Source organism: Streptomyces sp. UC4497, from assembly GCF_054871485.1.
In genome coordinates, this window is record NZ_JBTYHB010000010.1 from 1 (window position 1) to 25,294 (window position 25,294).

General features: G+C 72.4%; 25 protein-coding genes. 13 read left to right on the forward strand and 12 right to left on the reverse strand.

Annotated features, from left to right (window positions below):
* Position 1 precedes the first annotated feature (1 nt).
* The 3 genes from ACYSUO_RS15890 to ACYSUO_RS15900 all read left to right on the forward strand — a co-directional run bounded on the left by ACYSUO_RS15890 (position 2) and on the right by ACYSUO_RS15900 (position 2,932).
* The gene (locus ACYSUO_RS15890) at positions 2-892 is read left to right on the forward strand and encodes an electron transfer flavoprotein subunit alpha/FixB family protein (RefSeq protein ID WP_461776739.1); all 891 of its coding nucleotides are present in this window, start codon (positions 2-4) and stop codon (positions 890-892) included.
* Positions 893-1,073: 181 nt separating this feature from the next.
* The gene (locus tag ACYSUO_RS15895) at positions 1,074-2,372 is read left to right on the forward strand and encodes a DUF6986 family protein (protein ID WP_461776740.1); all 1,299 of its coding nucleotides are present in this window, start codon (positions 1,074-1,076) and stop codon (positions 2,370-2,372) included.
* An 86-nt stretch (positions 2,373-2,458) separates the two neighbouring features.
* Positions 2,459-2,932, forward strand: a complete 474-nt coding sequence (locus tag ACYSUO_RS15900) for an NUDIX hydrolase (RefSeq protein WP_461776741.1) — start codon at positions 2,459-2,461, stop codon at positions 2,930-2,932.
* 17 nt (positions 2,933-2,949) lie between these two features.
* Here ACYSUO_RS15900 and ACYSUO_RS15905 read toward each other — a convergent pair whose 3' ends face one another.
* Positions 2,950-4,032 (reverse strand): LacI family DNA-binding transcriptional regulator, encoded by a 1,083-nt coding sequence (locus ACYSUO_RS15905; RefSeq protein WP_461776742.1) that lies wholly within the window; start codon positions 4,030-4,032, stop codon positions 2,950-2,952.
* Between the two features lie 105 nt (positions 4,033-4,137).
* Here ACYSUO_RS15905 and ACYSUO_RS15910 point away from each other — a divergent pair, with 105 nt between their 5' ends.
* Positions 4,138-5,100: an ROK family protein gene (locus ACYSUO_RS15910; protein ID WP_461776743.1), complete on the forward strand. Its 963-nt coding sequence runs from the start codon at positions 4,138-4,140 to the stop codon at positions 5,098-5,100.
* A 79-nt stretch (positions 5,101-5,179) separates the two neighbouring features.
* Here the strand turns inward: ACYSUO_RS15910 and ACYSUO_RS15915 are convergent, their stop codons facing one another.
* On the reverse strand, positions 5,180-5,572 hold the full coding sequence (locus tag ACYSUO_RS15915) for an anti-sigma factor antagonist (protein ID WP_461776744.1): 393 nt from the start codon (positions 5,570-5,572) through the stop codon (positions 5,180-5,182).
* A 682-nt stretch (positions 5,573-6,254) separates the two neighbouring features.
* On the opposite strand from ACYSUO_RS15915, the gene ACYSUO_RS15920 reads away from it, so the two are divergent.
* Positions 6,255-7,250, forward strand: a complete 996-nt coding sequence (locus ACYSUO_RS15920) for an NUDIX domain-containing protein (RefSeq protein WP_461776745.1) — start codon at positions 6,255-6,257, stop codon at positions 7,248-7,250.
* Here ACYSUO_RS15920 and ACYSUO_RS15925 read toward each other — a convergent pair.
* Together ACYSUO_RS15925 and ACYSUO_RS15930 are read right to left on the reverse strand one after the other, a co-directional pair.
* Positions 7,220-7,984 carry an MBL fold metallo-hydrolase gene (locus ACYSUO_RS15925; protein ID WP_461776746.1) on the reverse strand — a complete coding sequence of 255 codons (765 nt, stop codon included), beginning with the start codon at positions 7,982-7,984 and terminating at the stop codon, positions 7,220-7,222. The two genes, ACYSUO_RS15920 and ACYSUO_RS15925, sit on opposite strands and share 31 nt — an antisense overlap.
* A 72-nt stretch (positions 7,985-8,056) precedes the next feature.
* Positions 8,057-9,418 (reverse strand): M20/M25/M40 family metallo-hydrolase, encoded by a 1,362-nt coding sequence (locus ACYSUO_RS15930; protein ID WP_461776747.1) that lies wholly within the window; start codon positions 9,416-9,418, stop codon positions 8,057-8,059.
* A gap of 143 nt (positions 9,419-9,561) precedes the next feature.
* Between ACYSUO_RS15930 and ACYSUO_RS15935 the strand changes: the two genes are divergently transcribed.
* The gene (locus ACYSUO_RS15935; RefSeq protein WP_461776748.1) at positions 9,562-10,800 is read left to right on the forward strand and encodes a geranylgeranyl reductase family protein; all 1,239 of its coding nucleotides are present in this window, start codon (positions 9,562-9,564) and stop codon (positions 10,798-10,800) included.
* Between the two features lie 3 nt (positions 10,801-10,803).
* On the opposite strand, the gene ACYSUO_RS15940 is transcribed toward ACYSUO_RS15935, so the two are convergent.
* Positions 10,804-11,256 (reverse strand): nitroreductase family deazaflavin-dependent oxidoreductase, encoded by a 453-nt coding sequence (locus tag ACYSUO_RS15940; RefSeq protein ID WP_461776749.1) that lies wholly within the window; start codon positions 11,254-11,256, stop codon positions 10,804-10,806.
* A gap of 145 nt (positions 11,257-11,401) precedes the next feature.
* Between ACYSUO_RS15940 and ACYSUO_RS15945 the strand changes: the two genes are divergently transcribed.
* From ACYSUO_RS15945 to ACYSUO_RS15955, 3 genes are all read left to right on the forward strand, one after another.
* Positions 11,402-12,127 (forward strand): TetR/AcrR family transcriptional regulator, encoded by a 726-nt coding sequence (locus tag ACYSUO_RS15945; protein ID WP_461776750.1) that lies wholly within the window; start codon positions 11,402-11,404, stop codon positions 12,125-12,127.
* A 78-nt stretch (positions 12,128-12,205) separates the two neighbouring features.
* Positions 12,206-13,468 (forward strand): sensor histidine kinase, encoded by a 1,263-nt coding sequence (locus ACYSUO_RS15950; protein ID WP_461776751.1) that lies wholly within the window; start codon positions 12,206-12,208, stop codon positions 13,466-13,468.
* Positions 13,465-14,130 carry a response regulator gene (locus tag ACYSUO_RS15955; RefSeq protein WP_461776752.1) on the forward strand — a complete coding sequence of 222 codons (666 nt, stop codon included), beginning with the start codon at positions 13,465-13,467 and terminating at the stop codon, positions 14,128-14,130. Before ACYSUO_RS15950 ends, ACYSUO_RS15955 begins: the two co-directional genes overlap by 4 nt.
* 10 nt (positions 14,131-14,140) lie before the next feature.
* Here the strand turns inward: ACYSUO_RS15955 and ACYSUO_RS15960 are convergent, their stop codons facing one another.
* Both ACYSUO_RS15960 and ACYSUO_RS15965 read right to left on the reverse strand, forming a co-directional pair.
* Entirely contained in the window at positions 14,141-14,806 is a 666-nt protein-coding gene (locus ACYSUO_RS15960; protein ID WP_461777002.1) for a response regulator, read from the reverse strand.
* Positions 14,807-14,832: 26 nt separating this feature from the next.
* The gene (locus ACYSUO_RS15965) at positions 14,833-15,963 is read right to left on the reverse strand and encodes a sensor histidine kinase (protein ID WP_461776753.1); all 1,131 of its coding nucleotides are present in this window, start codon (positions 15,961-15,963) and stop codon (positions 14,833-14,835) included.
* A gap of 254 nt (positions 15,964-16,217) precedes the next feature.
* Here ACYSUO_RS15965 and ACYSUO_RS15970 point away from each other — a divergent pair, with 254 nt between their 5' ends.
* Complete coding sequence (locus ACYSUO_RS15970) at positions 16,218-16,604, forward strand: DUF6223 family protein (protein WP_461776754.1); 387 nt, start codon at positions 16,218-16,220, stop codon at positions 16,602-16,604.
* A 26-nt stretch (positions 16,605-16,630) separates the two neighbouring features.
* Here the strand turns inward: ACYSUO_RS15970 and ACYSUO_RS15975 are convergent, their stop codons facing one another.
* From ACYSUO_RS15975 to ACYSUO_RS15985, 3 genes are all read right to left on the reverse strand, one after another.
* Positions 16,631-17,377 carry a maleylpyruvate isomerase family mycothiol-dependent enzyme gene (locus tag ACYSUO_RS15975; protein WP_461776755.1) on the reverse strand — a complete coding sequence of 249 codons (747 nt, stop codon included), beginning with the start codon at positions 17,375-17,377 and terminating at the stop codon, positions 16,631-16,633.
* Positions 17,378-17,433: 56 nt separating this feature from the next.
* Positions 17,434-18,645 (reverse strand): MFS transporter, encoded by a 1,212-nt coding sequence (locus ACYSUO_RS15980; RefSeq protein WP_461776756.1) that lies wholly within the window; start codon positions 18,643-18,645, stop codon positions 17,434-17,436.
* A gap of 126 nt (positions 18,646-18,771) precedes the next feature.
* Positions 18,772-19,551, reverse strand: coding sequence for a DeoR/GlpR family DNA-binding transcription regulator (locus tag ACYSUO_RS15985; protein WP_461776758.1), 780 nt, complete (start codon positions 19,549-19,551; stop codon positions 18,772-18,774).
* A 180-nt stretch (positions 19,552-19,731) separates the two neighbouring features.
* Between ACYSUO_RS15985 and ACYSUO_RS15990 the strand changes: the two genes are divergently transcribed.
* Together ACYSUO_RS15990 and ACYSUO_RS15995 are read left to right on the forward strand one after the other, a co-directional pair.
* Positions 19,732-20,649 carry an SIS domain-containing protein gene (locus ACYSUO_RS15990; RefSeq protein ID WP_461776760.1) on the forward strand — a complete coding sequence of 306 codons (918 nt, stop codon included), beginning with the start codon at positions 19,732-19,734 and terminating at the stop codon, positions 20,647-20,649.
* Positions 20,650-20,683: 34 nt separating this feature from the next.
* Complete coding sequence (locus tag ACYSUO_RS15995; RefSeq protein ID WP_461776761.1) at positions 20,684-21,535, forward strand: class II fructose-bisphosphate aldolase; 852 nt, start codon at positions 20,684-20,686, stop codon at positions 21,533-21,535.
* Positions 21,536-21,585: 50 nt separating this feature from the next.
* Here ACYSUO_RS15995 and ACYSUO_RS16000 read toward each other — a convergent pair whose 3' ends face one another.
* Positions 21,586-23,256, reverse strand: a complete 1,671-nt coding sequence (locus ACYSUO_RS16000) for a putative glycoside hydrolase (protein WP_461776763.1) — start codon at positions 23,254-23,256, stop codon at positions 21,586-21,588.
* Positions 23,257-23,537: 281 nt separating this feature from the next.
* Between ACYSUO_RS16000 and ACYSUO_RS16005 the strand changes: the two genes are divergently transcribed.
* Positions 23,538-24,413, forward strand: coding sequence for a polysaccharide deacetylase family protein (locus ACYSUO_RS16005; RefSeq protein WP_461776764.1), 876 nt, complete (start codon positions 23,538-23,540; stop codon positions 24,411-24,413).
* A 21-nt stretch (positions 24,414-24,434) separates the two neighbouring features.
* Here the strand turns inward: ACYSUO_RS16005 and ACYSUO_RS16010 are convergent, their stop codons facing one another.
* Positions 24,435-25,223 carry a response regulator transcription factor gene (locus tag ACYSUO_RS16010; protein ID WP_461776765.1) on the reverse strand — a complete coding sequence of 263 codons (789 nt, stop codon included), beginning with the start codon at positions 25,221-25,223 and terminating at the stop codon, positions 24,435-24,437.
* Between the last annotated feature and the right edge of the window lie 71 nt (positions 25,224-25,294).

The window sequence follows — 25,294 nt, forward strand, 5'->3', positions numbered from 1 at the left end:
GCTGGCCCGCCGCATCGGCGACCCGGTCGCCGTGGCGCTGGGCAACGGCGCCGGTGACACCGCCGCCGCGCTCGCCGAGCACGGCGCGGTCAAGGTGCTCACGCACGAGGCCGGCGAGTACGCCGACTACCTGGTGGTGCCGAAGGTGGACGCGCTGCAGGCCGCCTACGAGTCGGTGTCCCCGGCCGCGGTGCTGGTGCCGTCCTCCGCGGAGGGCAAGGAGATCGCCGCCCGTCTCGCGCTGCGGATCGGTTCGGGCATCATCACCGACGCCGTCGACCTGGAGGCCGGCGACGGCGCCCCCATCGCCACGCAGTCGGTGTTCGCCGCCTCCTACACCACCAAGTCGACCGTCTCGAAGGGCACGCCGGTCATCACCGTCAAGCCCAACTCGGCCGCCGTGGAGGCGGCCCCGGCCGCCGGCGCCGTCGAGGCCCTGACGGTGTCGTTCTCCGAGGCCGCGACCGGCACCAAGGTGACCTCGCGCACCCCGCGTGAGTCGACGGGGCGTCCGGACCTGACGGAGGCCGCGATCGTGGTCTCCGGTGGCCGTGGTGTCAACGGTGCCGAGAACTTCTCGGTCATCGAGGCGCTCGCCGATTCCCTCGGCGCGGCCGTGGGCGCCTCGCGTGCCGCGGTGGACGCGGGCTGGTACCCGCACTCCAACCAGGTCGGCCAGACCGGCAAGAGTGTCTCGCCGCAGCTGTACATCGCCTCGGGTATCTCCGGTGCGATCCAGCACCGCGCCGGTATGCAGACCTCGAAGACGATCGTCGCGATCAACAAGGACGCCGAGGCGCCGATCTTCGACCTCGTCGACTACGGCGTCGTCGGCGACCTCTTCGACGTCGTCCCGGCCCTGACCGAAGAGGTCAAGACCCGCAAGGGCTGAGACAGTTCCGACGTCGACGGGGCCGCGTGGTGTTCGCACCGCGCGGCCCCGTCCGCGTGACAGGACGATGGCAGAGGCGACGAAAAAGACCCATTGACGCCGATCACGCCGACGGTTAACTTCGCTATACGGATTGTTGATTCCGTGAAGTGGAAACATCGAGCATACGGAGAGTGCACGAATGGGTCAGCAGGAGAAGGTGTCGACGAGCCTCGCGGGCGCGGTCAGCGAGAGCATCAGCGCCTCACTCGCCCCGGTCGACGCGGAGCTCGCCCGCCGCTACCCGGGAGACCCCGGCACCCGTCAGCCCGTCCACACGGTCTACGTCCCCGGCGACGCGTTCAACGCCGACACCATCCGCACCTGGGGCGACAAGGCGCTCGCACAGCTCGACGAGCACGCCCCGGACGCCGCCTCCTTCGCAGCCGTCCTCGGCCTGAGCGAGGAGCTCGCCGAGCCGGTCTACACCCGCGTACGCGCGAAGCTGGAGCGCGAGCCGGTGGAGGACCTGCGCGTCGACTTCGAGGACGGCTACCGGCCCGCCTCCGACGCCGACGAGGACGAGACCGCCGCGCGCGCCGCCCGCGTCATCGCCGAGGCGTACGCGAACGGCACGGCCGCCCCGTACATGGGCATCCGCATGAAGTGCATGGAGGAGGCGGTCCGCGACCGCGCCATCCGCACGCTCGACATCTTCCTCACCGGCCTCATGGAGCACGGCGGCCTGCCCGAGGGCCTCGTGCTCACCCTGCCCAAGGTGACGTACCCGGAGCAGGTCACCGCCATGGTGCGGATCCTGGAGGCGTTCGAGAAGCAGCACGGGCTCGAGCCCGGCCGGATCGGCTTCGAGATCCAGATCGAGACCAGCCAGTCCATCCTCGGCGGCGACGGCACCGCCACGGTGGCCCGCATGATCGAGGCGGCGGAGGGCCGCGCGACCGGTCTGCACTACGGCACCTTCGACTACAGCGCCTGCCTCGGCGTCTCCGCCGCGTACCAGGCCAGCGACCACCCGGCCGCCGACTACGCGAAGGCGGTCATGCAGGTCGCCGCAGCGGGCACCGGCGTCCGCGTCTCGGACGGCTCGACGAACGTGCTGCCCGTCGGCTCCACCGCCAAGGTCCACGACGCCTGGCGCCTGCACTTCGGCCTCACCCGGCGCGCCCTGGCCCGCGCCTACTACCAGGGCTGGGACATGCACCCGGGCCACATCCCGACGCGCTACGCCGCCGTCTTCGCCTTCTACCGCGAGGGCTTCGAGGCCGCCGCCGCGCGCCTGTCCGCCTACGCCAACCAGGCCGAGGGCGACATCGCCGACGAGCCCGCCACCGCGAAGGCCCTCGCCGGCTACCTGCTGCGCGGCCTCGACTGCGGCGCCCTCGACGTCGCCGAGGTCGCCCGCCGCTCCGGCCTCACCCGCGCCGACCTGGAGGGTTACTCGGCCCCGCGCCGAGGCGACCTGACGGCCACGGCGGAGTAAGGCACACAGTTCGTCGCTGCCCTTCTCCGGGGACGGCCGGGGGAGGGCAGCGGTGCGTTCGGCGGCCGCGCGCCTAACCTTCCGGGATGGACCTACGGCTGGCGGCCTACGCCGTGTGCATCGAGGACGGGCGGGTGCTGCTGGCGCACGCCGTCAAGCCCGACGGGGAGCAGACGTGGACGCTGCCCGGCGGGCGCGTCGAGGACGCGGAGGACCCCGTCGACGCGGTGGTCCGCGAGGTCGCCGAGGAGACCGGCCTGACGGGCGAGGTCGAACGGCTGCTGGGCGTGGACTCGCGGGTCGTGCCCGCTGCGGAGCGCCGCGTGCCCGGATCGCCCCCGCTGCACAACGTCGGCGTCTTCTACGCGGTCCGGATCACCGGGGGAACGCTGCGGCCCGAGCCCAACGGGGAAACGGCCGAGTCGGTCTGGACACCGCTCGCCGACGTCGCGGCCCTCGCCCGCTCGTCGCTGCTCGACATCGGTCTCGCCCTGGCGCTGACCACTCCGCCGACCGGCCACGTCGCGCCGGTACCGGTGGGCGGCCTGATCGAGTACTAGGGCCGTGGGCGGTCGACTCAGTCGGCGGGCGGCAGTTCGCCCGAGCCGCGCTGGATCAGGCGCGTCGTCAGCTCTATGCGCTCGGGCGGCAGCGCCGCCCCGTCCAGCTGCAGGAAGAGACGGTCCGCCGCCGTGCGGCCCAGCTGCGCCGCGTCCTGCGCCACCACCGTCACGCCCGGCTTCAGCAGGTCGCCCAGCTCGATGTCGTCGAAGCCGACGAGGGCCACGGGGCGTTCGCGTTCGGACAGGACCCGGACGGCCGTGACCGTCACACGGTTGTTGCCCGAGAAGATCGCCGTGACCGGGTCGGGGCCCGTGAGCATGTCCTCGGCCGCGCGCCGCACCCGCTCGGGTTCCGTGACACCGAGCGACACCCACCGGTCGTCGACGGCGAGCCCGGCGTCCTCCATGGCCGCCCGGTACCCGCGCACACGCTCGATCGCCGTGTGGATGCGGGGCTGGTCGCCGATGAAGCCGATCCGTCGGTGGCCCTGGGCGATGAGGTGGGCGACACCGTCGCGCGCGCCCCCGAAGTTGTCGGACAGCACCACGTCCGCGTCGATCTTCCCGGCGGGTCGGTCCACGAAGACCGTCGCGACACCGGCCGCGATCTCCGGCGCCAGGTACTGGTGGTCGGTCCCCGCGGGGATCACCACGAGCCCGTCCACGCGCCGCGCGCACAGCGCGAGCACCAACTCCTGCTCCCGCTCCGGGTCCTCGGCGCTCGACCCGTTGATCAGCAGCGCGCCGTGCGCCCGCGCGACCTCCTCGACGGCGCGGCTGAGCGGCCCGTAGAACGGGTCGGCCAGATCCTCCAGGACGAGTCCGATGCTCGCCGTACGCCCCTTGCGCAGGACGCGCGCGCTGTCGTTGCGCCGGAAGCCGAGCGCGGCGATCGCCTCCTGTACGCGGCGCTCGGTGTCCTCGGTGACACCCGGCTCCGCGTTGACGACGCGGGAGACCGTCTTCAGGCCGACCCCGGCCCGCGCGGCGACGTCCTTCATCGTCGGTCGGTTGCCGTAGCGGTTCTCGGTGCGGCGGGCGGTACGGTCCACTGTGCGCTGTCCTGTCCTGTCGTCCCGGCGTGTGGCGTCGAGCATAGGGCCTGGACAACGTTGTCAGATGCGAGAGAGACTGTCCACCACTGATCGGTTGTCCACTCGCAGCCGCCCATCCGACCTGCCTTTCCAGGGGAACAGACACTGATGCACATGGACCTCGTCGCCGCGCTCGACATCGGCGGCACCAAGATCGCCGGTGCCCTTGTGGACGACCGGGGCCACCTCCTCCTGCGAGCGCAGCGGCCGACCCTCGCGCAGGAGGACGGCGAGACGGTGATGGGCGCGGTGGCGGAGGTCCTCGGCGAGCTGACGGCCTCCGACCTGTGGCCCCGGGTACGCGCCGTGGGCATCGGCAGCGCCGGACCCGTGGACCGCTCCCGGGGCACGGTCAGCCCGGTCAACGTGCCGGGCTGGCGCGGATTCCCGCTGGTCGACCGGGTGCGCGCGGTGACGGGCGAGCTGGCCGTCGAGCTGATCGGCGACGGCGTGGCGATCACGGCCGCCGAGCACTGGCAGGGCGCGGCCCAGGGCCACGACAACGCGCTGTGCATGGTCGTGTCGACCGGTGTCGGCGGCGGCCTGATCCTGGGCGGCGAACTGCACCCCGGCCCGACGGGCAACGCCGGGCACATCGGCCACATCAGCGTCGACCTCGACGGCGACCCCTGTCCGTGCGGCGCGCGCGGCTGCGTCGAGCGCATCGCCAGCGGTCCCAACATCGCCCGTCGCGCCCTCGCCGAGGGCTGGCAGCCGGGCTCCGACGGCGACGACACCGCCGTCGCGGTGGCCCGTGCGGCCCGCGCCGGTGACCCGGTGGCGATCGCCTCCTTCGAGCGCGCGGCGCAGGCGCTCGCGGCCGGTATCGCGGCGACGGCGACGCTCGTGGAGATCGACATCGCGGTGATCGGCGGTGGCGTGGCGAAGGCCGGTGACGTGCTGTTCACGCCCCTGCGCCGCGCGCTGCGCGACTACGCCACGCTCTCCTTCGTGCAGGGCCTCACGGTCGCCCCGGCGTCGACAGGTACGGACGCCGGTCTCGTGGGCGCGGCGGCAGCGGCGCTGCGCGTGGGGCCGGGTGTGAACGGGGTGCACCGGCAAGCGGTTTGAGGCACCCGGCGGGCGTGCCGTCCTTACGGGGCGAGCATGCCCTCGCCCCGTCTGGGAAGGCCCGTCACGCCCTCGGTCGTCATCCGGGCAGCTGTCGGTCCCTGCGTACCGCCTCGCCCACCGTCCAGGCCGGCGCCAGCAGCCCGGTCAGGCCGCCCAGCGAAATGAGGCGGAGGGTGAGGCGGTGGCGGCAGACCACGGTGACGCGGCCGTCGTGCTCGCGGGCCCTTTCCGCGGCGAGCTCCAGGAGTCTGAGGCCGGAGCAGTCGAAGAACGTCGTGTCGGTCAGGTCGACGACCACCACGCGGTAGGGCCTGGCGGCCACCGAGTTGAGGATCGGGGAGATCTGGTGGAACGTCTGAATGTCGATCTCGCCGGTCAGTTCGACCACGACGCAGTCCCCGACGATGCGCAGCCGGGGCGCGGGAATACCGTCCTCTAATGAAGACGTGATGTCGATGGCGCCGAACACGCCGAAAGCGCAGTCCTGTTGCCCGCTCTGTAGCATCTGGCCCCCCGGGTCACGAGCCCGGCCGAGTCCGAGGAGGGACCGGGCGGGCGGAACGAGGTCACCGGGGTCCAGGGTGCCTGGTCGATCACGCTAGTCGGAGGGTTCCCTCCCTGCGGCGGCGTAACGATTCATGAGCGGCTCACGTCACTTGATGGGGTGAATAACTCCGAAATCGCTTGACGTTAAGCGTAGTTCCGCTAACGGCGCTACCCGTGTGTTCTGTGCACACCCCGTGTGAACTCCGCACCGTCACCGGGGGTGCACACACGGTGTCGCACTCCGCCGGGGCGCGCTTGACTGGCTCGAAGAAAACGCGGGAGGTCATGATCTGGGCCGGCCGTCGACCGTCGGGCAGCGGTGGGCGTCATCCGGCCGACGGGTCTCCCGCAGGCGGCTCCGGGCTCCCCCCGATACCCGGAGTCGCGCGGGCGGTGTCATGGCGTGCGACCGCCTGGTACACAGAGCCCGCCTGCCGCGACTTCCCTGGGTGGCGGGCGGGCTCTCCGTACGGCGGATCCCGGGGCCTGCTTTTAAACTCCCCGGCGAGGTCGCTGGCGTATGCATCGATCCCCTCATCAGCGGCTGGTTTCCGTGACAGGGTGTTGCGGGCAAGCCACAGGGGGCCGATGGATGAGGGGGAGCCGTGATCGTCTGGATCAACGGGGCGTCCCGCGCGGGGAAGACCACCGCGGCGCGGGAGTTGATCGACCTGATCCCCGACTGCACACTCTTCGACCCCGAGGTGATCGAGGGCGAGCTGGAGCGGCTGCTGCCCGCGAAGCGGCTCGCCGAGGTGAGCGACCATCAGGACCTGCCGATCTGGCGGCGCCTCGTCGTCGACACCGCCGCGGCGCTCCTCGCCGAGCTGGGCGGCGTGCTCGTGGTGCCGATGGGGCTGCTCCGCGAGGAGTACCGCGACGAGGTCTTCGGTGGCCTCGCGGCCCGGCGGATTCCTGTGTGCCATGTGCTTCTTGCTCCTGGGGAAACGATCCTGCGGGCTCGTGACCCCGCCGGAGAGGCCCCCGCCGACATCGAGCCGTACCGGGCCGCACTTGCCGGCTGGCTCGCCGCCGACGCCTACCCCGTCGACAACGGCGCCCTGTCCCCGTACGAGACCGCCGTCCGGATCGCCGCCGCCCTGCGTACCGGGGACGCGCCGTCCTGCGACATCGTGCAGACGCCCGAGCCCACCGCCGAGACGGTGGCCGCGGGTGTGCTGCTCTTCGACGACGAGGACCGGGTGCTGCTCGTCGACCCCACGTACAAGCCGGGCTGGGAGTTCCCCGGCGGTGTCGTCGAGGCGGGCGAGGCGCCCGCGCGCGCGGGTGTGCGCGAGGTGGCGGAGGAGACGGGGATCCAACTCGACGACGTGCCGCGGCTGTTGGTCGTCGACTGGGAGGCGCCCGCGCCGCCCGGCTACGGCGGCCTGCGGCTCCTCTTCGACGGCGGCCGGCTCACGGGCTCGCGGGCACGCGAAGTGCTGTTGCCGGGGCCCGAGTTGCGCGCATGGCGCTTCGTGACGGAGAGCGAGGCCGCCGCGCTGCTGCCGCCCGTACGGTTCGAGCGGCTGCGCTGGGCCCTCAGGGCGCGCGAGCGCGGCGCCGCCCACTACTTGGAGGCAGGGGTCCCGGTGGGGTGAGCGCGCGCGACCGCCGCCCGCAGTGCCGCGCCCGCCCCGCCCACCACCGGGTCGCCGTGCCCGAAGCAGGCCACCTCGCTGTCGAGCCCTGCGAGCCGCCGGTAGGAGGCGATCGCCCGCTCCTTGTCCAGGTTGAACACGCCGAGCATCACCTGCCCGTCCAGCGGTGACGCCGCGATCGCGTCGCCGGTGAACAGCACGCCGTGCCGGGGGAGATGGAGCGCGATCGACCCCTCGGTGTGTCCTGGCGCCGCGACGACGTGCGCCCCGTCACCGAAGGCGAGCACGTCACCGTCTTCCAACTCCCTTACGTAGTAAGGGAGCACAGGGTCCGCCGGAGCCGGCGGGAGCTGGGCCAGGGCCTGGGCATGAAGAGGACGTTCCCAGTCCTCGTGGACCGGCTCGGGCCCCACCGCCTCGCCGCGCACGTACGGGGCGTCGAGCCGGTGCGCGGACACCTCGGCCCCGCTGAGACGCGCGAACTCCCCGGCCCCGCCCGCATGGTCCTCGTGGAAGTGCGTGAGCACGACCCGCCGTACGTCGCCGGGGTCGTGCCCCCACGCGCGTACGGCGTCGGCGATCGGGTGCGCGGCGCCGACCGCGCCCGCGTCGATGAGCGTCAACCCGTCCGCGTCGCGCCAGAGATAGGCCTGGCCGACGGCGAACCGCAGCAGCCGGAGCCGGGGTGTGACGTCGATGGTCTCGACGATCGGGTACGCGTCGGTGGTGTCCATGCCGCGACCGTACGAGCCCCGTGCCCCGAGCCGCGTACGACTTGGCTCAGGGCAGAGACGGATTGCGCGACGTCAGTTGGAGGCCGCGTACTTCTGCAGGAACAGGGCCTCCGCCACCGAGAGGCGCTCCAGCTCCTCCGGGGACACCGACTCGTTGACCGCGTGGATCTGGGCCTCCGGCTCGCTCAGGCCGATGAGGAGGATCTCCGCCTCCGGGTAGAGCGAGGCGAGCGTGTTGCACAGCGGGATCGAGCCGCCCTGGCCCGCGTACTGCATCTCCTGGCCGTCGTACGCCTGCGCCATGGCGTCCGCCATCGCCGCGTACGCGGGGCTCGCGGTGTTCGCGCGGAACGGCTGGCCCTGGCCGACCTGTTCGACCGCGACCCGGGCGCCCCACGGGGTGTGCGCCTCGATGTGCGCCATGAGGAGCTTCGTGGCCTCCGAGGCGTCGACGCCCGGCGGGACGCGCAGGCTGATCAGCGCGCGGGCGCCCGCCTGCACCGACGGCGTCGCGCCGACGACGGGCGGGCTGTCGATGCCGAGGACCGTGACGGCGGGGCGGGCCCAGATGCGGTCGGCGACCGTGCCGGAGCCGATCAGGCCGACCCCGTCGAGCACCTTCGCGTCCTTGCGGAACGCGTCCTCGTCGTACTGCAGGCCGTCCCAGGACTCGGCGGAGTCCAAGCCGTCGATGGTCGTCGAGCCGTCCTCGGCGCGCAGCGAGTCCAGGACACGGACCAGGGCGGCGAGCGCGTCCGGGGCGGCGCCGCCGAACTGGCCGGAGTGCAGGTTGCCTTCGAGGGTGTCGACCTGGACGCGGACCAGCGTCATGCCCCGCAGGGTCGCCGTCGCGGTCGGCAGGCCGACGCGGAAATTGCCCGCGTCACCGATGACGATCGTGTCGGCGGTGAGCAGCTCGGGGTGCTGCTCGGCGTAGCGCTCCAGGCCGCCCGTGCCCTGCTCCTCGGAACCCTCCGCGATCACCTTGACGTTGACCGGCACCCCGCCGTTCGCCTTCAGGGCGCGGATCGCCAGCAGGTGCAGCAGCACGCCGCCCTTGCAGTCGGCCGAGCCGCGCCCGTACCAGCGGCCGTCCTCGCGCTCCGTCAACTCGAACGGGGGCGTCACCCACGCCGCCTCGTCCAGCGTCGGCTGTACGTCGTAGTGCGCGTACAGCAGCACCGTGGGCGCACCCGCGGGGCCGGGCAGGAATCCGTACACCGACTGCGTGCCGTCCGGGGTGTCGAGCAGTGCGACGTCCTGGAAACCCTCGGCGCGCAGTGCGTCGGCGACCCAGTTGGCCGCGCCCTCGCTCTCGCTCTTCGGGTACTGCTCGAAGTCCGCCACCGACTTGAAAGCGACCAGTTCGGTCAGCTCCGTCTTGGCCCTCGGCATGAGCGAGGCGACGGTCTCGGCGATCGGATGCGGCGACATGGGCACGCTCCTCGTAGGTGCGACGTTGTGCAGGGTGTGCGGAAGATCCTCCCATAGAGGGCCGACGCACTGCCCGCCGTAGGATGCCTGGGACAGGTGCGGCAGGCATTCCTAGATGGCCGAAACGGGAGCAGCAGACCATCGTGAGCAGCGAGAATCCGGCGACGGACGGCACGGACGGCAACGAGACGGGCGACGGCGGGCCCTCCGGGAGCGTGTGGGACGTCGTCGTCGTGGGCGCGGGCCCGGCAGGCGCCTCCGCCGCGTACGCGGCCGCGAGCGCGGGGCGTCGGGTGCTCCTCCTGGAGAAGGCCGAACTGCCCCGCTACAAGACGTGCGGCGGCGGCATCATCGGCCCTTCGCGGGACGCGCTGCCGCCCGGCTTCGTGCTGCCGTTCAAGGACCGGATCAACGCGGTGACGTTCTCCCTGAACGGCAGGTACACCCGCACCCGGCGCTCCAAGAAGATGCTCTTCGGGCTCATCAACCGGCCCGAGTTCGACGCCCAGCTCGTCGAGCACGCCCAGAAGGCGGGCGCCGAGCTGCGTACCGGTGTCACGGTGACCAGCGTCGAGCAGCACGGCAGCGCGGTGCCCGACCGGCGCACCGTCGCGGTCGGGCTGCAGGGCGGCGAGACGATCCTGGCGCGGGCCGTGGTCGGCGCCGACGGCAGCGCGAGCCGGATCGGCGCGCATGTCGGCGTGGAGATGGACCAGGTCGACCTCGGCCTGGAGGCGGAGATCCCGGTACCGCAGAGCGTCGCCGAGGACTGGCAGGGGCGGGTCCTCATCGACTGGGGGCCGATTCCCGGCAGTTACGGGTGGGTGTTCCCGAAGGGCGACACCCTCACCGTGGGCGTGATCTCGGCGAAGGGGGAAGGCGCCGCCACCAAGCGGTACTTGGAGGACTTCATCGCGCGCCTCGGGCTCGCCGGCTTCGAGCCGTCGATCTCGTCCGGGCACCTGACGCGCTGCCGGGCCGACGACTCGCCGCTCTCGCGCGGCCGCGTCCTGGTGTGCGGCGACGCGGCGGGGCTCCTGGAGCCGTGGACCCGGGAGGGCATCTCGTTCGCGCTGCGCTCGGGGCGGCTCGCGGGGGAGTGGGCGGTGCGCGTCGCCGAGGCGCACGACGCGGTGGACGCGCGGCGCCAGGCGCTGAACTACGCGTTCGCGGTCAAGGCCGGTCTCGGCGTCGAAATGGCCGTCGGCAAGAGCATGTTGGCGGTCTTCGAGCGCAAGCCGGGACTGCTGCACGCGGCGCTCACCTCGGTGCGCCCCGCGTGGAACGCGTTCGCGAGGATCACGCGGGGCTCGTCCTCCCTGGGCGAGCTCGTGCGCACGCATCCGATGGCGGGGCGGGCGCTGTCGCGGCTCGACCGCTGACGGTCACTTGAACGTGATGTGGAAGACGGGGTGGTCCGGCGCGATCCGGCGCAGTTCGGCGTCGGAGGAGTCGGGCCCCACCCCGTTGAAGAACACCCCGACCTCCGCCTTCCAGCGCTTGAGGTAGGCGCGCAGCAGGGCGGGCTTGTCGTCGTCCGTGACCTCGATCGCGGTGAAGGCGTCGGCCCGCTTGCCCAGGCGCAGTTCCCCGCCGCCCGCGGCCCGCATGTTGTGGGTCCACTGGACGTGGCCGCGCGGGGCCACGAGGTACTGCCGGCCGTCCACGGTCATGAGGTTGACCGGTGTGGTGCGCCACTCGCCGCTCTTGCGGCCCCGGACGGCGAGGACGCGGGATCCCCAGACGCTGAGGCCCCGGCGGGTCATCCACGACACCACCCGGTTCAGGACGTTCACGGTGAACCAGCCGGGCTTCTGAACGTGCACGGACGCGGACATGAGGTCCTCCAGGAAAGTGTGAGCGGTGCTCTCGCTTGAGAGCAGTCTGCACGGGTTCAGTGATCCAAAGCAAGAGCAGTGCTCTCTTTTTTGAGCACCGCACCGCAATGTGTGCACCGATCCGTATCCGTGGAACACTCGAACCATGAGTACGAGCCGCAGCACACCCCCACGAGCCGCGAGTGCCGCCCAAGGAGCCCGCGCCCGCGCCCGGCAAGAGGTCACCGCCGCCATCAAGGACGAGGCGCGCAGACAGCTCGCCGAGAGCGGTGCGGCCAAGCTCTCGCTGCGCGCCGTCGCCCGCGAACTCGGCATGGTCTCCTCGGCCCTGTACCGCTACTTCCCCAGCCGCGACGACCTGCTGACCGCGCTCATCATCGACGCGTACGACGCCCTGGGCGAGGCCGCCGAGCACGCGGACGTCGGCTTCGTCCGGACGTCGTCGGCCACCGAGCGCTGGAGCGCCGTGTGCGGGGCGGTACGGGACTGGGCCCTGGCGTACCCGCACGAGTACGCCCTCATCTACGGGTCCCCCGTGCCCGGATACACGGCTCCGGACAGTACGGTCAGGGCCGCCGCGCGCGTCGGGCAACTGCTCATCGGGATCGTCCGCGACGCGCACCAGGGCGGCGGCGTGGCGCCGCCCGAGCTCTCCGACGCCCTGCGGCCCGAGGCCGAGCGTATGGCCGCGGATCTCGCGCCTGACCTGCCGCCGGGGGTGGTGGCCGCGCTCGTCGCCGCGTGGGCGCAACTGTTCGGGCTCATCGGTTTCGAGCTGTTCGGCCAGTTCAACCGCGTCGTCGACGACCGATCGGCCTTCTTCGACCACGCCGTGTCGCGCCTCGCCCGCGACGTCGGGCTCTCCATGTAGCCGTACTCCCGCGGAAGTACGTGTGATCACCTCGCACGGCGGACGCCCGGCGCCGCCCGGGGCGCTTAGCGTGGCGGCATGGACGAGCAGCGCGTACGTGACGGTGGCCCGCCCCGGCAGTGGGGCGGGCCACCGTGGCTGCGCGACCGGTGGGGGCGCGGGGCCGTCGAGGGCGACCGTCGGTGGCCGTGGCGGTCCACGCTTCTCGTCACCGTGTTCGTCCTCATGGGGACCAACTTCGCCGCGCACGGGCAGGTGGGCGAGCGCGCGGACCTGGATGTGTTCGCGCGGCTGCTGATGCTCGTCGGGGGCGTGCTGCTCCTGTGGCGCCGGCGGTACCCGGTCGCCGTCGCGTTCGGCACGACGGCGTGCGTGACCGTGTACCTGGGCGCCGGGTATCCGTACGGTCCCGTGTTCCTGCTCGTGGCCCTCGCGTGCTTCTCCGCGATCGTGGCGGGGCGCCGGTGGGCGGCGTGGGGCGCGGCCGGGGTGCTCTGGGCGGGGCACCTGCTCATCGGGCACTGGCTGTACGCATATCTGCCGCCCTCGGGCGACGGGCCCGCCCCGTGGGCGCAGGAGGGGATCGTCGCGGCCTGGGTGCTCGCGATCATGGCGATCGCCGAGCTGGCGCGGGTGCGGCGCGAACAGTGGGAGCACGCGCGCGTGGAGCGGGAGAAGGCGGCCAGACGGCGGGCCGACGAGGAGCGCCTGCGCATCGCCCGCGAACTCCACGACGTGCTCGCCCACTCCATCTCCGTGATCAACGTGCAGGCGGGCGTCGGGCTCGCCCTGCTCGACACCGACCCGGAGCAGGCCCGCACCGCGCTGACCACCATCAAGAGCGCGAGCAAGGAGGCGCTGGGAGAGGTGCGGCAGGTCCTCGACACTCTCCGGACCCCCGGCGACGCGCCCCGCGCACCCGCGCCCGGCCTCGACCGCCTCCCGGAACTCGTCGACCAGGCCGCGGGCGCCGGGCTCACCGTCGACGTCACCACCGACGGCGCGCGGGCCACGCTGCCGCCGGGCGCCGACCTCGCCGCGTTCCGCATCGTGCAGGAAGCGCTCACCAATGTCGTACGGCACTCGGGCTCACGCCACGCGCGCGTACAACTGTCGTACGGGGACCGGGTGTTGACGCTCACCGTCGACGACGACGGGCCCTCGACCCACGCCGACGCGGGCGGCAGCGGCAACGGGCTCGCCGGAATGCGCGAGCGCGCCGCCGCCCTCGGTGGCACGATCGAGGCGGGCCCGCGCGGGGATGGCGGTTTCCGGGTCGTCGCGCGCCTCCCGCTCACCACGACCACTTCCGCACCGTCCGCATCGGAGGAGCTCCAGTGATCCGCGTACTGCTCGCCGACGACCAGTCGCTCGTCCGCGCCGGGTTCCGGGCGCTGCTCGACGCGCAGAGCGACATCGAGGTCGCGGGCGAGGCGGCGGACGGCGAGGAAGCGGTGCGCCTGGTGCGCGAACTGCGCCCCGACGTCGTGCTCATGGACATCCGCATGCCGCTGCTCGACGGCCTCGCGGCGACCCGCCGGATCGGCGAGGACGCGGACCTGGAGGCGGTGAAGGTGGTCATGCTCACCACCTTCGAACTCGACGAGTACGTCTTCGAGGCGATCCGCTCCGGGGCCTCCGGCTTCCTCGTCAAGGACACCGAGCCGGAGGAACTGCTGCGCGCCGTAAGGGCAGTTGTTCATGGCGACGCGCTGCTCTCGCCGGGCGTCACCCGCCGCCTGATCGCCGAGTTCGCGGCGCGCTCGAAGGAGCCGGAGACCGTCGCGCCGCTCACCGAACTGACCGAGCGGGAGCGGGAGGTGATGGCGCTCGTCGGCATCGGCCTGTCCAACGAGGAGATCGCCCGCCGCCTCGTCGTCAGCCCGCTCACGGCGAAGACCCATGTGAGCCGCACGATGGTGAAGCTGGGCGCCCGTGATCGGGCCCAACTCGTCGTACTGGCCTACGAGTCGGGGCTCGTGCGGCCCGGGTGGCTGGGCTGAGGCACACCTGTCACCTGGCGCCGCGTGCGGTCACGAGCCCGGATTCGTACGCGAGCACCACGAGATGGGCGCGGTCGCGGGCGCGGAGTTTGGACATGGCCCGGTTGATGTGGGTCTTCGCGGTCAGCGGTGTGATCACCATGCGGGCAGCGACCTGGTCGTTGGCGAGTCCGTGGGCGACCAGGACGACGGCCTCGCGCTCGCGGTTCGTCAGCTCCGCCAGGCCCTCGGCCGGGCCCGGATGCGGCGGCTGGGTGACGTAACGGTCGATCAGCTTGCGCGTGATCGACGGCGCGAGCAGGGCGTCGCCCCGCGCGGCGACCCGCACCGCGTGCAGCAGGTCCTCCGGCAGGATGTCCTTCACCAGGAACCCCGCGGCGCCCGCCCGCAGCGCCTCGAAGACGTACTCGTCCAGGCCGTAGTTGGTCAGGACGACCACGTGCACCTGGTCGAGGGCCGGGTCCGCGGCGATGCGGCGGGTCGCCTCGATGCCGTCGACGACCGGCATCTGGATGTCGATCAGCACGATGTCGGGCAGGTGTCGCCTGATGAGTGCCAGCGCCTCCTCGCCGTTGGCGGCCTCCGCCACCACCTCGATGTCGTCCTCGAGGTCGAGGAGCGCGCGGAATCCGCTGCGGATGAGCGGCTGGTCGTCGACGAGCAGCACCCGGATCACCTTCCGCGCCTCGTCCTGTGCCCCGTTCATGGTGTGCGCTCCACGGGGAGTTCGGCCCGGACGCTGAACCCGCCGCCGGGACGTGGCTCGGCCCGCAAAGTGCCGCCGAGCGCGGTGACACGTTCGTGCATGCCGAGGAGTCCGATGCCGGGCAGCGGGGCGGAGCCCGGTGCGGCCGTGCCGTCGTCGTCGATGCGCAGGGCGAGGGTGTCCGGGCGGTGGCCGACGGTGACCTCGGCGGTGCGGGCGGCGGCGTGCCGGGCGACGTTCGTCAGTGACTCCTGGACGATGCGGTAGGCGGTGCGCTGCACGGCGGCCGGCACCTCGCGGGGGCGGCCCTCGATCGTCAACGTCGTCTCCAGACCGCCCGTTCCGGCCCGCTTCACCAGCTCCGGCAGGTCGTCGAGGGTGTGCGGCGGGCGTGTGTCGTCGTCCCGCAGAGCCTCCAGCGTCGCCCGCAGCTCGCGGCTCGCCTCACGGCCCGCCTCCTGGATGGCCAGGAGAGGCTCGGGCACCTGCTCGCCGCGCTTGAGCGCCACGTGGACGGCGACCTCGGCCTGCAGCTTGACGATCGAGATCTGGTGGGTCAGCGAATCGTGCAACTCCCGTGCGATACGCAGCCGTTCCTCGTCGGCGCGCCGCCGCGCGGTCTCCTCCCGGGTGCGCTCCGCCTCGTCCGCACGCCGCTCGGCCTGCCGCAGCGCTTCCCCCGCGGCGGCGGCCGCGACCAGCCAGCCCAGTTCGAGCGCGCCCCGCGAGTGCGTGAACGCCTCGCGGACGGACCCGGCGCCCGGCGAGAGCAGGTAGGCGAGCGGCAGCGCGGCGAGGACGGCGACGGATGCCACCAGCGTGGCGAGTCGGTGCCCCTCGCGCACCGCGGCGTACACCGCGAACAGATAGGCCACGACCGGTACGTCGAGGCCTGTCGCCTGATAGCCGACGGCGCACAGACCGGTGACCGCGAGGACGGCGACGGGCGCGCGGCGGCGTGCGTAGAGCGCGAGGCCGCCGCCCAACAGCAGCGCGTAGCCGAGGAGTTCGAGGTGCGTGCCGGCCCGGTCGCCGGAGAGCCCGGCGGCGAGCAGCATCGCCGCCACACACCCGGCGATCACCGCGTCCCTGACTCCCGCCCGCACAGCGAACCGTTCCGTGCCCATGCGCGCAATCTAGCCGCAGGGCGCCGGGGGCGGACCCTGCGTGCGGAGGATCGGCCGGCTACCGCGCGTGCCGCAGCGGCCGTGGAAGTACCGCGCCCGCGGTAGCCGGCTGCGGCAACGGTGGCAGCGCGAAGAGTCTGCGGCTGCCGGACGACGGGGCCGGGGCCCGGCGACATGCTCTGAGTACCGACTCGAGAGACCACCAACTCAAGAGACCAGCAATTCAAGCGACACCGAAGACGAAGGAGGATCCCATGTCAGGCCTGATGTCAGTGCAGTCCTTGCTCGTCTCCGCCCAGGCGGCCGAGGTCGACTCCACCACCCTGACCGCCGACCGCGTGTGGGCCACGTCCGCCGCGGGGATCGGGCTGATCGGCGTGCTCGTCGGTGGTCTCGCCCTGGCCCGCCGCGTCGGCGGCCACGAGCGGCAGGCGGCCCTCGCGGCCCAGTTCGCGGGGCTCGTCGCCGTGGTCGTCGGTGCGCTGAACCTGGCGCTCGCCGACGGCGGACCCGGCACCGGGAACGGTGTCGTGGGCGGCGGCATCGCCTTGGTCCTCGGTGCGGTCGCCGCAGTCGTCGGCCGGCTGGCGCAGCGCCGATCCCGGGAGGACGGGACGGCGCGGCACCAGCCGGGTCACTGACCGCGATGCGGAGGTCCTCCAGGAGGTCAGATCCCCGAGTGCTCCCGCCAGAGCGCGGCGAGCGCCGGGTCCCCGCTCACGTCCGGGAACGGCAGCCGGTTCCACAGCGCCAGGTACAACCGCGCCGCGGGACCGGCGAGTTCGCACTCCGCCTCGTCCGTGGCACCGCGTTCGGCGGCCGGCGGATCCTGCGTGATGCGTACCGTCCACACGGCGTCCGCGCCCGCGTCCGTGGCCCGTACGCGCAGGGTCCTGGGAACGTCCGAGCGCACCCGGCTGCGCTTGCGGGCGTGGAAACCGATGAGCAGCTCGTCGATCCCGTCGACCGCGAACTCCGGGGTGAGCGGGTCGGGTTCGCCGCTGAGGGTGGTGTTCAGGGCCGACTGCGCGTCCACCCGGTGCACCGTCGTCTCGTGCGCCTGGCGCCGCGCCCAGAACGCCAGCGGCGAGGGTGCGGGCAGGAAGGCCCAACAGTCCACATCGGTACGGGCGTCGGTGAGGGTGTCGACCAGCTGCCGGTGTCCCTCGCGGTACCAGTCGAGCAGGGCGTCGCCGTCCAGGTCGGAGCGGTCCTCCAGGGGGTGGCGCTCCTGTAGTCCCTCCGCCACGTACGAGTTGGCCCAACGGTGCACCGCACCCTGGTGACGTAGAAGATCGCGCACCTGCCAGCCGGGGCACGTCGACACCTTGGCGTCGACGCCCGCCTCCTCGGCGGCCGCGGCCAGCAACCGGCCCTCGTCGTCGACGATTCGAATATGTTCGGCAATCTGCATACGCGGAGTCTGCCGCTACAACTGTGCGCCCACGCAAGCCAATTCCATTACGTGGTCTACGTCGTCGCCACGCGCCGCGTCGCGAAGCCGATCGTGGCCGCCACCGCGGCGAGCACCGCCACGCTCGTCAGGGCCGCGGACAGCGAGAACCAGTCCGCCATGAAGCCGATGGCGGGCGGCCCGAGCAGCATGCCGCCGTAGCCGAGCGTGGACGCGGCCGCGACGCCCGTGGGCCCGGCGAGCGCCCCGGCCCGTTCGATCGCGACGGGGAAGAGGTTCGCGAGGCCGATCCCGGTGATCGCGAAACCGATGAGCGCGAGCCACACCGTGGGCGCCAGCGAACCGAGCAGCATGCCGACCGCACCGGTCAGGCCGCCGGCCACCAACGTCCGTGTCCTGCCCAGCCGTTCAAGCAGGGTCGTGCCCGTGAGTCGGCCGATCGTCATGGCGAACGCGAAGCACGAGTAGCTGGCCGCCGCGATGCCCGGGTGGGCGTGCAGGTCCTGCTCCATGTGCAGCGCGCTCCAGTCGGCCAGCGCCCCCTCGCCGTACGCCGTGCACAGCGCGATGAGGCCGCAGACCAGGACGAGCAGGCGGGTGCGGCCGTCGATACGGCTGCCGGTGCGGGGAGCCTCGGTGGCGGGCGTACGGTCCACGGGGCCCGGTGCCGGGTGGCGCAACAGGGTCGGGGCGGCGCACGCGGTGACGGCCAGGCCGATCACGGCGATCGCCATCAGGTGCTTGGTGGGTGTCAGATGTGCCGCCACCAGTCCGCCGAGGCCCGAGCCGATCATGCCGCCGAGGCTGAACGCGGCGTGGAAGCTGGGCATGATCGGCCTGCCGAGGGCGCCGACCAGGTCGACGGCGGCGCTGTTCATCGCCACGTTGATGCCGCCGTACGCCGCCCCGAACGCCAGCAGGACGAGGCCGAGCGCGAGGGGTGAGTGGGTGAGCGGCGGCAGGATCACGGTCAGCGGGAGCAGCACGCCGCATGCGACGGTCACCGCGTGCGAGCCGAAGCGCCGGCACAGCCGCCCGGTCAGCATCATCGTGATGACGGCGCCGGCCGAGACACCGAGCAGCGCGAGGCCGAGGGCGCTCGCGGACGCCCCGGTCTGTGCCTTGACGGCGGGGATGCGCACCACCCAGCCGGCGAAGACGAAGCCGTCGAGCGCGAAGAACGCGGTGAGGGCCAGGCGCAGGCGGGCCAGGGACGCGGCGCGGGGGTCGTCGGCGTTGACGGTCCCGAGTTTGTTCAGTAGCGGCACAAAGTCAGACTAGAGCGGGACTCCGTTGCCGAACAAGGGGGTCGCCCGCAGATGTGTGCGGGTTACACGGTGAGCGCCTGCAGGCGTGTGCGGGTCACACGGTGAGCGCCCGCAGGCGTGTGAGGGCTACACCGTGAGCACCCGCACGCCCGCCTCCTCGAACCGGCCGAGGGTCTCCTTGTCCGCCGCCGTGTCCGTGACGAGGATGTCGACCTGCGCCACGTCGCAGATCCGGGCGAACGCCCGGTGGCCCAGCTTGCTGGAGTCGGCCGCGACCACCACGCGCTCCGCCCGCTCGCACAGCATCCGGTTGATCGCCGCCTCCGCCTCGTCGTGCGCGGACGCCCCGTGTGTGACGTCGAGGCCGACGACGCCGAGCACCGCCGTGTCGAGCGTGACCTGGCCGAGCACACCGTCGGCGAGCGGGCCGATCAACTCGTACGACTGCGGGCGCGCGACCCCACCCGTGAGCACGATCTTGAACTGGGGCCGCACCGCGAGCTCGTTGGCGATGTTGAGCGCGTTCGTGACGATCGTCAGGGCGGGCGTCCCGGACGCGAGGTCGGGTCGGACGGCGAGCGCCCGCGCCACCTCCGTCGTGGTCGTGCCGCCGGTGAGGCCGACCGCCTCTCCGGGGGTGACGAGTTCGGCGACGGCCTTCGCGATGCGCTGCTTCTCAGCGGCGCCGAGCGCGGACTTGTAGCGCAACGGGAGTTCATAGCTCACGCCGTGCACGACGGCGCCGCCGCGGGTGCGCACCAGCATCTGCTGCTCGGCGAGCCCGTCGAAGTCGCGGCGGATGGTCGCGGCGGAGACGCCGAGCTCGCTCGCCGCGTCCTCCACGTCCAGGCGCCCGCGCTCGACGAGCAGTTCCAGGAGGGACTTCCAGCGGGCGTCGCGGGACATCGGCGGCTCCAACTCGTCGTTCGGTTCGGTGGTGCGTGCGGTGGCGCATTCGGTGGCACGACCTTAACTGGCATGCGCACGAATGCTTGATTGTGCGCGAAAGCTCGCTATATCTTGCAAGAACACGCATCCAGTGAGCGCGCCCCAGAGGCGTGACCAACCGCGGAGTGGGGGCACGGCATGAGCGACGACCAGGGCCGGACGGGCCACAAGGAAAGCCACGTCGGACACGAACTGAACAGCCAGCCGGAGTGCTGGACGCGGGCCGCCGGGCTCGCCACCCGGCACAAGGCGGCGCTGCCCGCCGCGGGGGAGCGGGTGGCGATCGTCGGCTGCGGCACCTCGTGGTTCATGGCGCAGGCCGCCGCCGCGCTGCGCGAGCAGGCGGGACAGGGCGAGACCGACGCGTTCGCCGCGTCGGAGTTCCCGGCCGGACGCTCCTACGACCACGTGATCGCGCTGACCCGGTCCGGCACCACCACCGAGGTCCTCGACCTCCTCGCCGCCCACCGGGGCAGGGCCCGCACCACGGCGATCACCGGCGACCCGGCCACCCCGATCGCGGACGCCGCGGACGACCTGGTCGTCCTCGACTTCGCCGACGAGCAGTCGGTCGTCCAGACCCGTTTCGCCACCACCGCCCTGACGCTCCTGCGCGCCCACTTCGGCCTGCACTCCGAGCAGGCGGTCGCCGACGCGCGCACGGCGCTCGCCGAGCCGCTGCCCGAAGACCTCGTGGACTGCGAGCAGTTCACCTTCCTCGGCCGCGGCTGGACGGTCGGCCTCGCGAACGAGGCGGCGCTCAAGATGCGCGAGGCGTCCCTGTCGTGGACCGAGGCGTACCCGGCGATGGAGTACCGCCACGGCCCCATCAGTATCACCACCTCCGGCACCGCGACGTGGATGCTCGGCGAGGCGCCCGAGGGCCTCGCCGCGCAGGTCGCCGCGACCGGCGGGCTCTGGATCGAGGGCGGCCTCGACCCGCTGGCGGAACTGGTCCGCGCCCAGCGCCTCGCGGTCGCCGTCGCGGCCCGCAGGGAGCTCGACCCCGACCGCCCGCGCCACCTCACCCGCTCGGTGATCCTCGACGCCAACTGACCTCCCCCGTACAGGACTTGAGAAGGGAGAGGCAGTGCCCCTCGCAGCAACAGGGACCCTCGTCGGCGCGGCGGCGGCCCGGCGCGGCGCCGTGGCCGCGTTCAACGTGATCACCCTCGAACACATCGAGGCGGTCGTCGCGGGCGCCGAGGCGGTGGACGCGCCCGTCATCCTCCAGATCAGCGAGAACGCCGTGCGCTACCGCTACGGCCGGCTCCTGCCGCTGGCCCGCGCCGCGGTCGCGGCGGCCGAGTCCGCGCGCGTCGACGTGGGCCTGCACCTGGACCACGTACAGAGCGACGACCTGCTGCGGCAGGCCGCCGACGCCGGGTTCGGTTCGGTGATGTACGACGCCGCGCGGCTGCCCTACGACGAGAACCTCGCCGCGACGCGCGCCGCCGCCGACTGGGGACACGCCAACGGCCTATGGGTGGAAGCGGAGTTGGGCCAGGTCGGCGGCAAGGACGGCGCCGCACCCCTGGACGCGCACGCCCCCGGCGCCCGCACCGACCCCGGCGAGGCCCGCGCCTACGTCACCGACACGGGCGTCGACGCGCTCGCCGTCGCGGTCGGCTCCTCGCACGCGATGACCACCCGCACCGCCACACTCGACCACGACCTGCTCAAACGGCTCGCCGGCGGCCTCGACGTGCCGCTCGTCCTGCACGGCTCGTCCGGCGTGCCGGACGACGAGCTGGCGGCGGCGGTCCGCGGCGGCATCGCCAAGGTCAACGTGGGGACGGCCCTGAACATCGCGATGACATCCGCCATCCGCGAGTTCCTCACCGCGCACCCGGAAGCGGTCGACCCACGCAAATACCTCAAGGTGGCGCGCGAGGCGATGGTGCGCACCGTGAGCGAGTTGATCGGGGTGGTGCGCGGTTGAGGGGAGCGAGCTGAACAGGGCGGTGCGCGGCTGATCGCACCGCCCGTGTCTCAGTCCAACGCCCCCGCGTGGTACCGCACCCCCGGGTTCCACAGCAGGAACCCCTCGATCCCGTCGGAGCGGGCCGCGTCGAGTTGGGCGCGGACCTCCTTGTCGCCGTAGGAGACGCCGAGGGAGAAGTCCTGGATCCAGGGGACGATCTGCGCGTCGGTGTGCCGGGTCTTCTTCGCGAAGGCGGCCAGGGAGCGCTTGGTGATCGGGTACGGGTGGGAGTTGGGGTCGGAGACGCCGTACTCGCCCTCGGCCCAGTGCGAGGGGTAGATCATCGGCGCGATGTAGTCGGCCTCCTGCGCGAGCAGGCCGACGTCCTGGGCGATCTCCTTCGGCCGGTCGACGGCGATGCCGAACACCGAGACACCGAGGAACGCGTTGTGCTTGCGGACGGCGGCACGGGTCTCGCCGACGACATCGGCGACGGACCGCTCGGGCGTGGTGTCACCGAGGCCCGGGAAGGACATCTTGCGGATCGGGCCGTCGGGGCGGCGGATGTAGTCGTAGAGGATGTCGTCGAAGCCCAGCTTCGCGGCCTCCGCGGCCAGGTCGATGTTGTACTGCCGCACTTCCTCGTTCGCGAAGTTGGTGAACGACAACTGGCCGTAGCTGCCGCCGTTGTAGGCGCCCCCGCCCGGGGTCCGCACCACACGGTCGCGGTGCCCGGACTTCCAGGACTTGGTGGCGAGGATCGGGTCACGGAAGGCGACGATGCGGCCGACGACAGTGCCGCCCGCGGCGTGGATCTCCTTGACGGCCTTCTTCGCGTCGTAGTACCCCTTGGCGGCGCCGACGCTCTTCGCCAGTGGCACCTTCGAGGCGTAACCGACCTCGCCGAGCTCGTCCTTGATGTCGAGCTGCACGGCGTTGATCTTCTTCTGCTTCAGCATCTTCATGACTGGATTGCGCAGCGCGTCGGAGGCCCAGCCCTGGGCGCTGACGTGCACGGCCTTCAACACCGGCCGATGCACGGTGAGTTCGGCGTCCTGGCGGGCGGTGTTGCCCGCGGCGTCCGTCGCGGTCACCGTCGTACGTCCCGGTGGACGCGGGAGCCGGACGGCGAAGGCGCCGTCCTTCGCGGGCTTCGCGGCGTGCCCCGCGACGGTTATTCGCCGCGCGCCGGCCGCCGTGCCCTTGACCGTGACGGGCTCGCGGAAGCCGTCCGCCTTGGTGTCGGCCACCTTGAGGCGGGGTGCCTCGGTGTCGACCGTCAGTTTTCGGACGACCTCGGTGTCACCGGTGGGCCAGGAACCGGGCTGGGTGACACGCAGTTCGTGTGTGCCGTCCTTGATGTCACCCAGGCCGACGGAGAGGGTGCCGGTGCTGCCGTGCGCGGCCCGCGTCCGCAGGGGCTTGCCGTCGAGGGTGACCTTGGTGCCCTTGAGTTCGTCGCCCTCGGCGCCGGTGACCTCGAACTTCCCCGTGTGCAGGAGCCGCGCGCCCAGCTTGCCGTCGTTGGGCAGGCCCACGAGGCTCAGGGTGGTTCCGTGTGCGGCGCGTAGCGAGAGTGTGCCGCCTATGGCGAGAACCAGTGCGAGCAGTACGCACACGAGGATGACCGGCCGTCTGCGCGGGAAGCCCGCCGGGGAAGCACTGGCCGCAGGGTCGGAAACGGAACCGGATGAGCGGGAGGTGGGGGAGCGGAGCCAGTTCTTCCAGTCGAGCCGCATCAGCAGATCCTCCAGGAGGTCTCGTGCGTCGTGGTCTACTACGTCTACCTCGTCGTCCTCGTCTTCTTCGTCTGCCTCGTGTTCACCGTTCCGGCACAACTGCCGTATCTGCTCTGGTCCTTGCGATGGCCGCGGTCTCCTGCGGTGGTACCGGGAGCGATGCGCCGGATGACGGAGCCAAGTCTCCGCAGTCCGCCGGTGACCGGCAGGATTCCCACTCCCCGGGCTCAGGACACACGTCCGGGGCAGCGAAACCGGCCAAACCTCCGGCGCCGGAAAAGGTGCGTGCCAACGAACTGGGCGCCGTGCCGGTGCTCATGTACCACCAGATCCTCGAGCACCCGAAGAGCGCGTACGACCGGACACCCAAGGACCTCCGCGCGGAGCTGGAACGCCTGGTGCGCGAGGGGTACGTGCCCGTGACCGCGGGCGAGTACGAGACGGGGAGGATCGACATCCCGGCCGGCGCCCACCCGGTCGTCCTCACCTTCGACGACTCCACCGACAGCCAGCTCCGCCTCGGCGCCGACGGCGAACCCGCCGACGACTGCGCGGTCGGCGTGCTGCGCGCCGTCGCCCGCGAGCACCCGCGCTTCAAGGCCCGCGCCACCCTCTTCGTGAACGGCGACGCCTTCGCCGCAACCGGCCAGAAGAAGGCCCTGACCTGGCTGAAGAAGAACGGTTTCGAGATCGGCAACCACACCCTCGACCACGCCAACCTCGCGCAGAGCGACGCCGCCGAGGTCCGCCACCAGATCGCCGAGGGCCAGCGCTCCATCGTGCGCGACGTCCCCGGCACGACCGTCCGCTCCCTCGCCCTCCCGTACGGCGCCCAGTCCGAGCCCGCCGACCTCGCCCTGACCGGCAGCGCCGCCGGCACGGCGTACAAGAACCGGGGCGTCTACCTCGTCGGCGCGAACCCGGCCCCCTCCCCGTACGCGGACTCCTTCGACCCGGCCGCGATCCCCCGCATCCGCTCGGCCCCCGCGAAGGGCAAGGACGCCAACTACAGCTCCACACACTGGCTCGACCAACTGTCCGCGGGGAAACTCGCGCGCTACACGTCCGACGGTGACCCGGACCACGTGTCGTACCCGAAGAACACGGCGGCGCGGCCGGGAAAGGGGGCGGACAAGGGGAAGCTTCGGCCGTACTGACAGGTCAGGCGCGCGCCCTCGTCACGGCGTCGGCGGAGCGTCCTCCCGCGTCGGCAGCAGGCCCAGTTCCTGGGCCAGCAGCACCGTGGTGAGGCGGTCGTGGGAGCCGAGCTTGCGGTAGAGGTGTTCGCGATGCTTGAGCACCGTGTGCACGGTGATGTCCAGTCTTCGGGCGGTGGCCTCCGCCGTGAGACCGCGCGCCAGCAGAGCGAGCACCGTCAGCTCGCGAGGAGTGATGCCGTACGCGGCGGCCCGCTGCTCCGGTGCTGCTGTCGGGCCCGCGTCCGGCATGGCGCGGCGCAGTGCCTCGAGCCCGGTCAGCAGCGGCTGCAGGCGTCGCGCGACGGCGCGGTCCCGCTCGCCGAAGTCCGAGCCGGCCCGCCCGATCACCAGCGTGCGCACGACTCCCGGCGGGGCCCGCAGCGGCACCGCGAGCTGGCGGGTGACACCGATGGTCTCGCGGCCGGCCCGGTGCGCGTCACTGTGCCACCACTCCGCGTCGGCCACGTCGTCGAGCGTCAACGGGCCGCTGTGTCCGGCGGCGAACAGCCGCATGAGGGGATGGGCACGCATGTGCCTGGTGATGAGGGTGTTCATCGGCCGACCGCCGAGCCAGTCCGGATGCCCGGCGATCATCCGCCCGGTGCCGGCGTCCCAGCGCAGGGCGGCCAGCACGCTGATGTCGCCGTTCAGGCAGGTACCGAGCTCGGTGAGCAGCTGCGGCCAGGACGGGCCGGGGCCGGGGTCGCCGTACACGGCGGCAGCGAGGTCGAGCATCTGCTCGTAGTCCCGTACCGACAGATCCCTCATGGGTACAGCTTGGCCCTGCCCGCCTGATCCCTTCTACCGATCCGGGCGGCCGGCGCGGGCTCCCCTCCAGG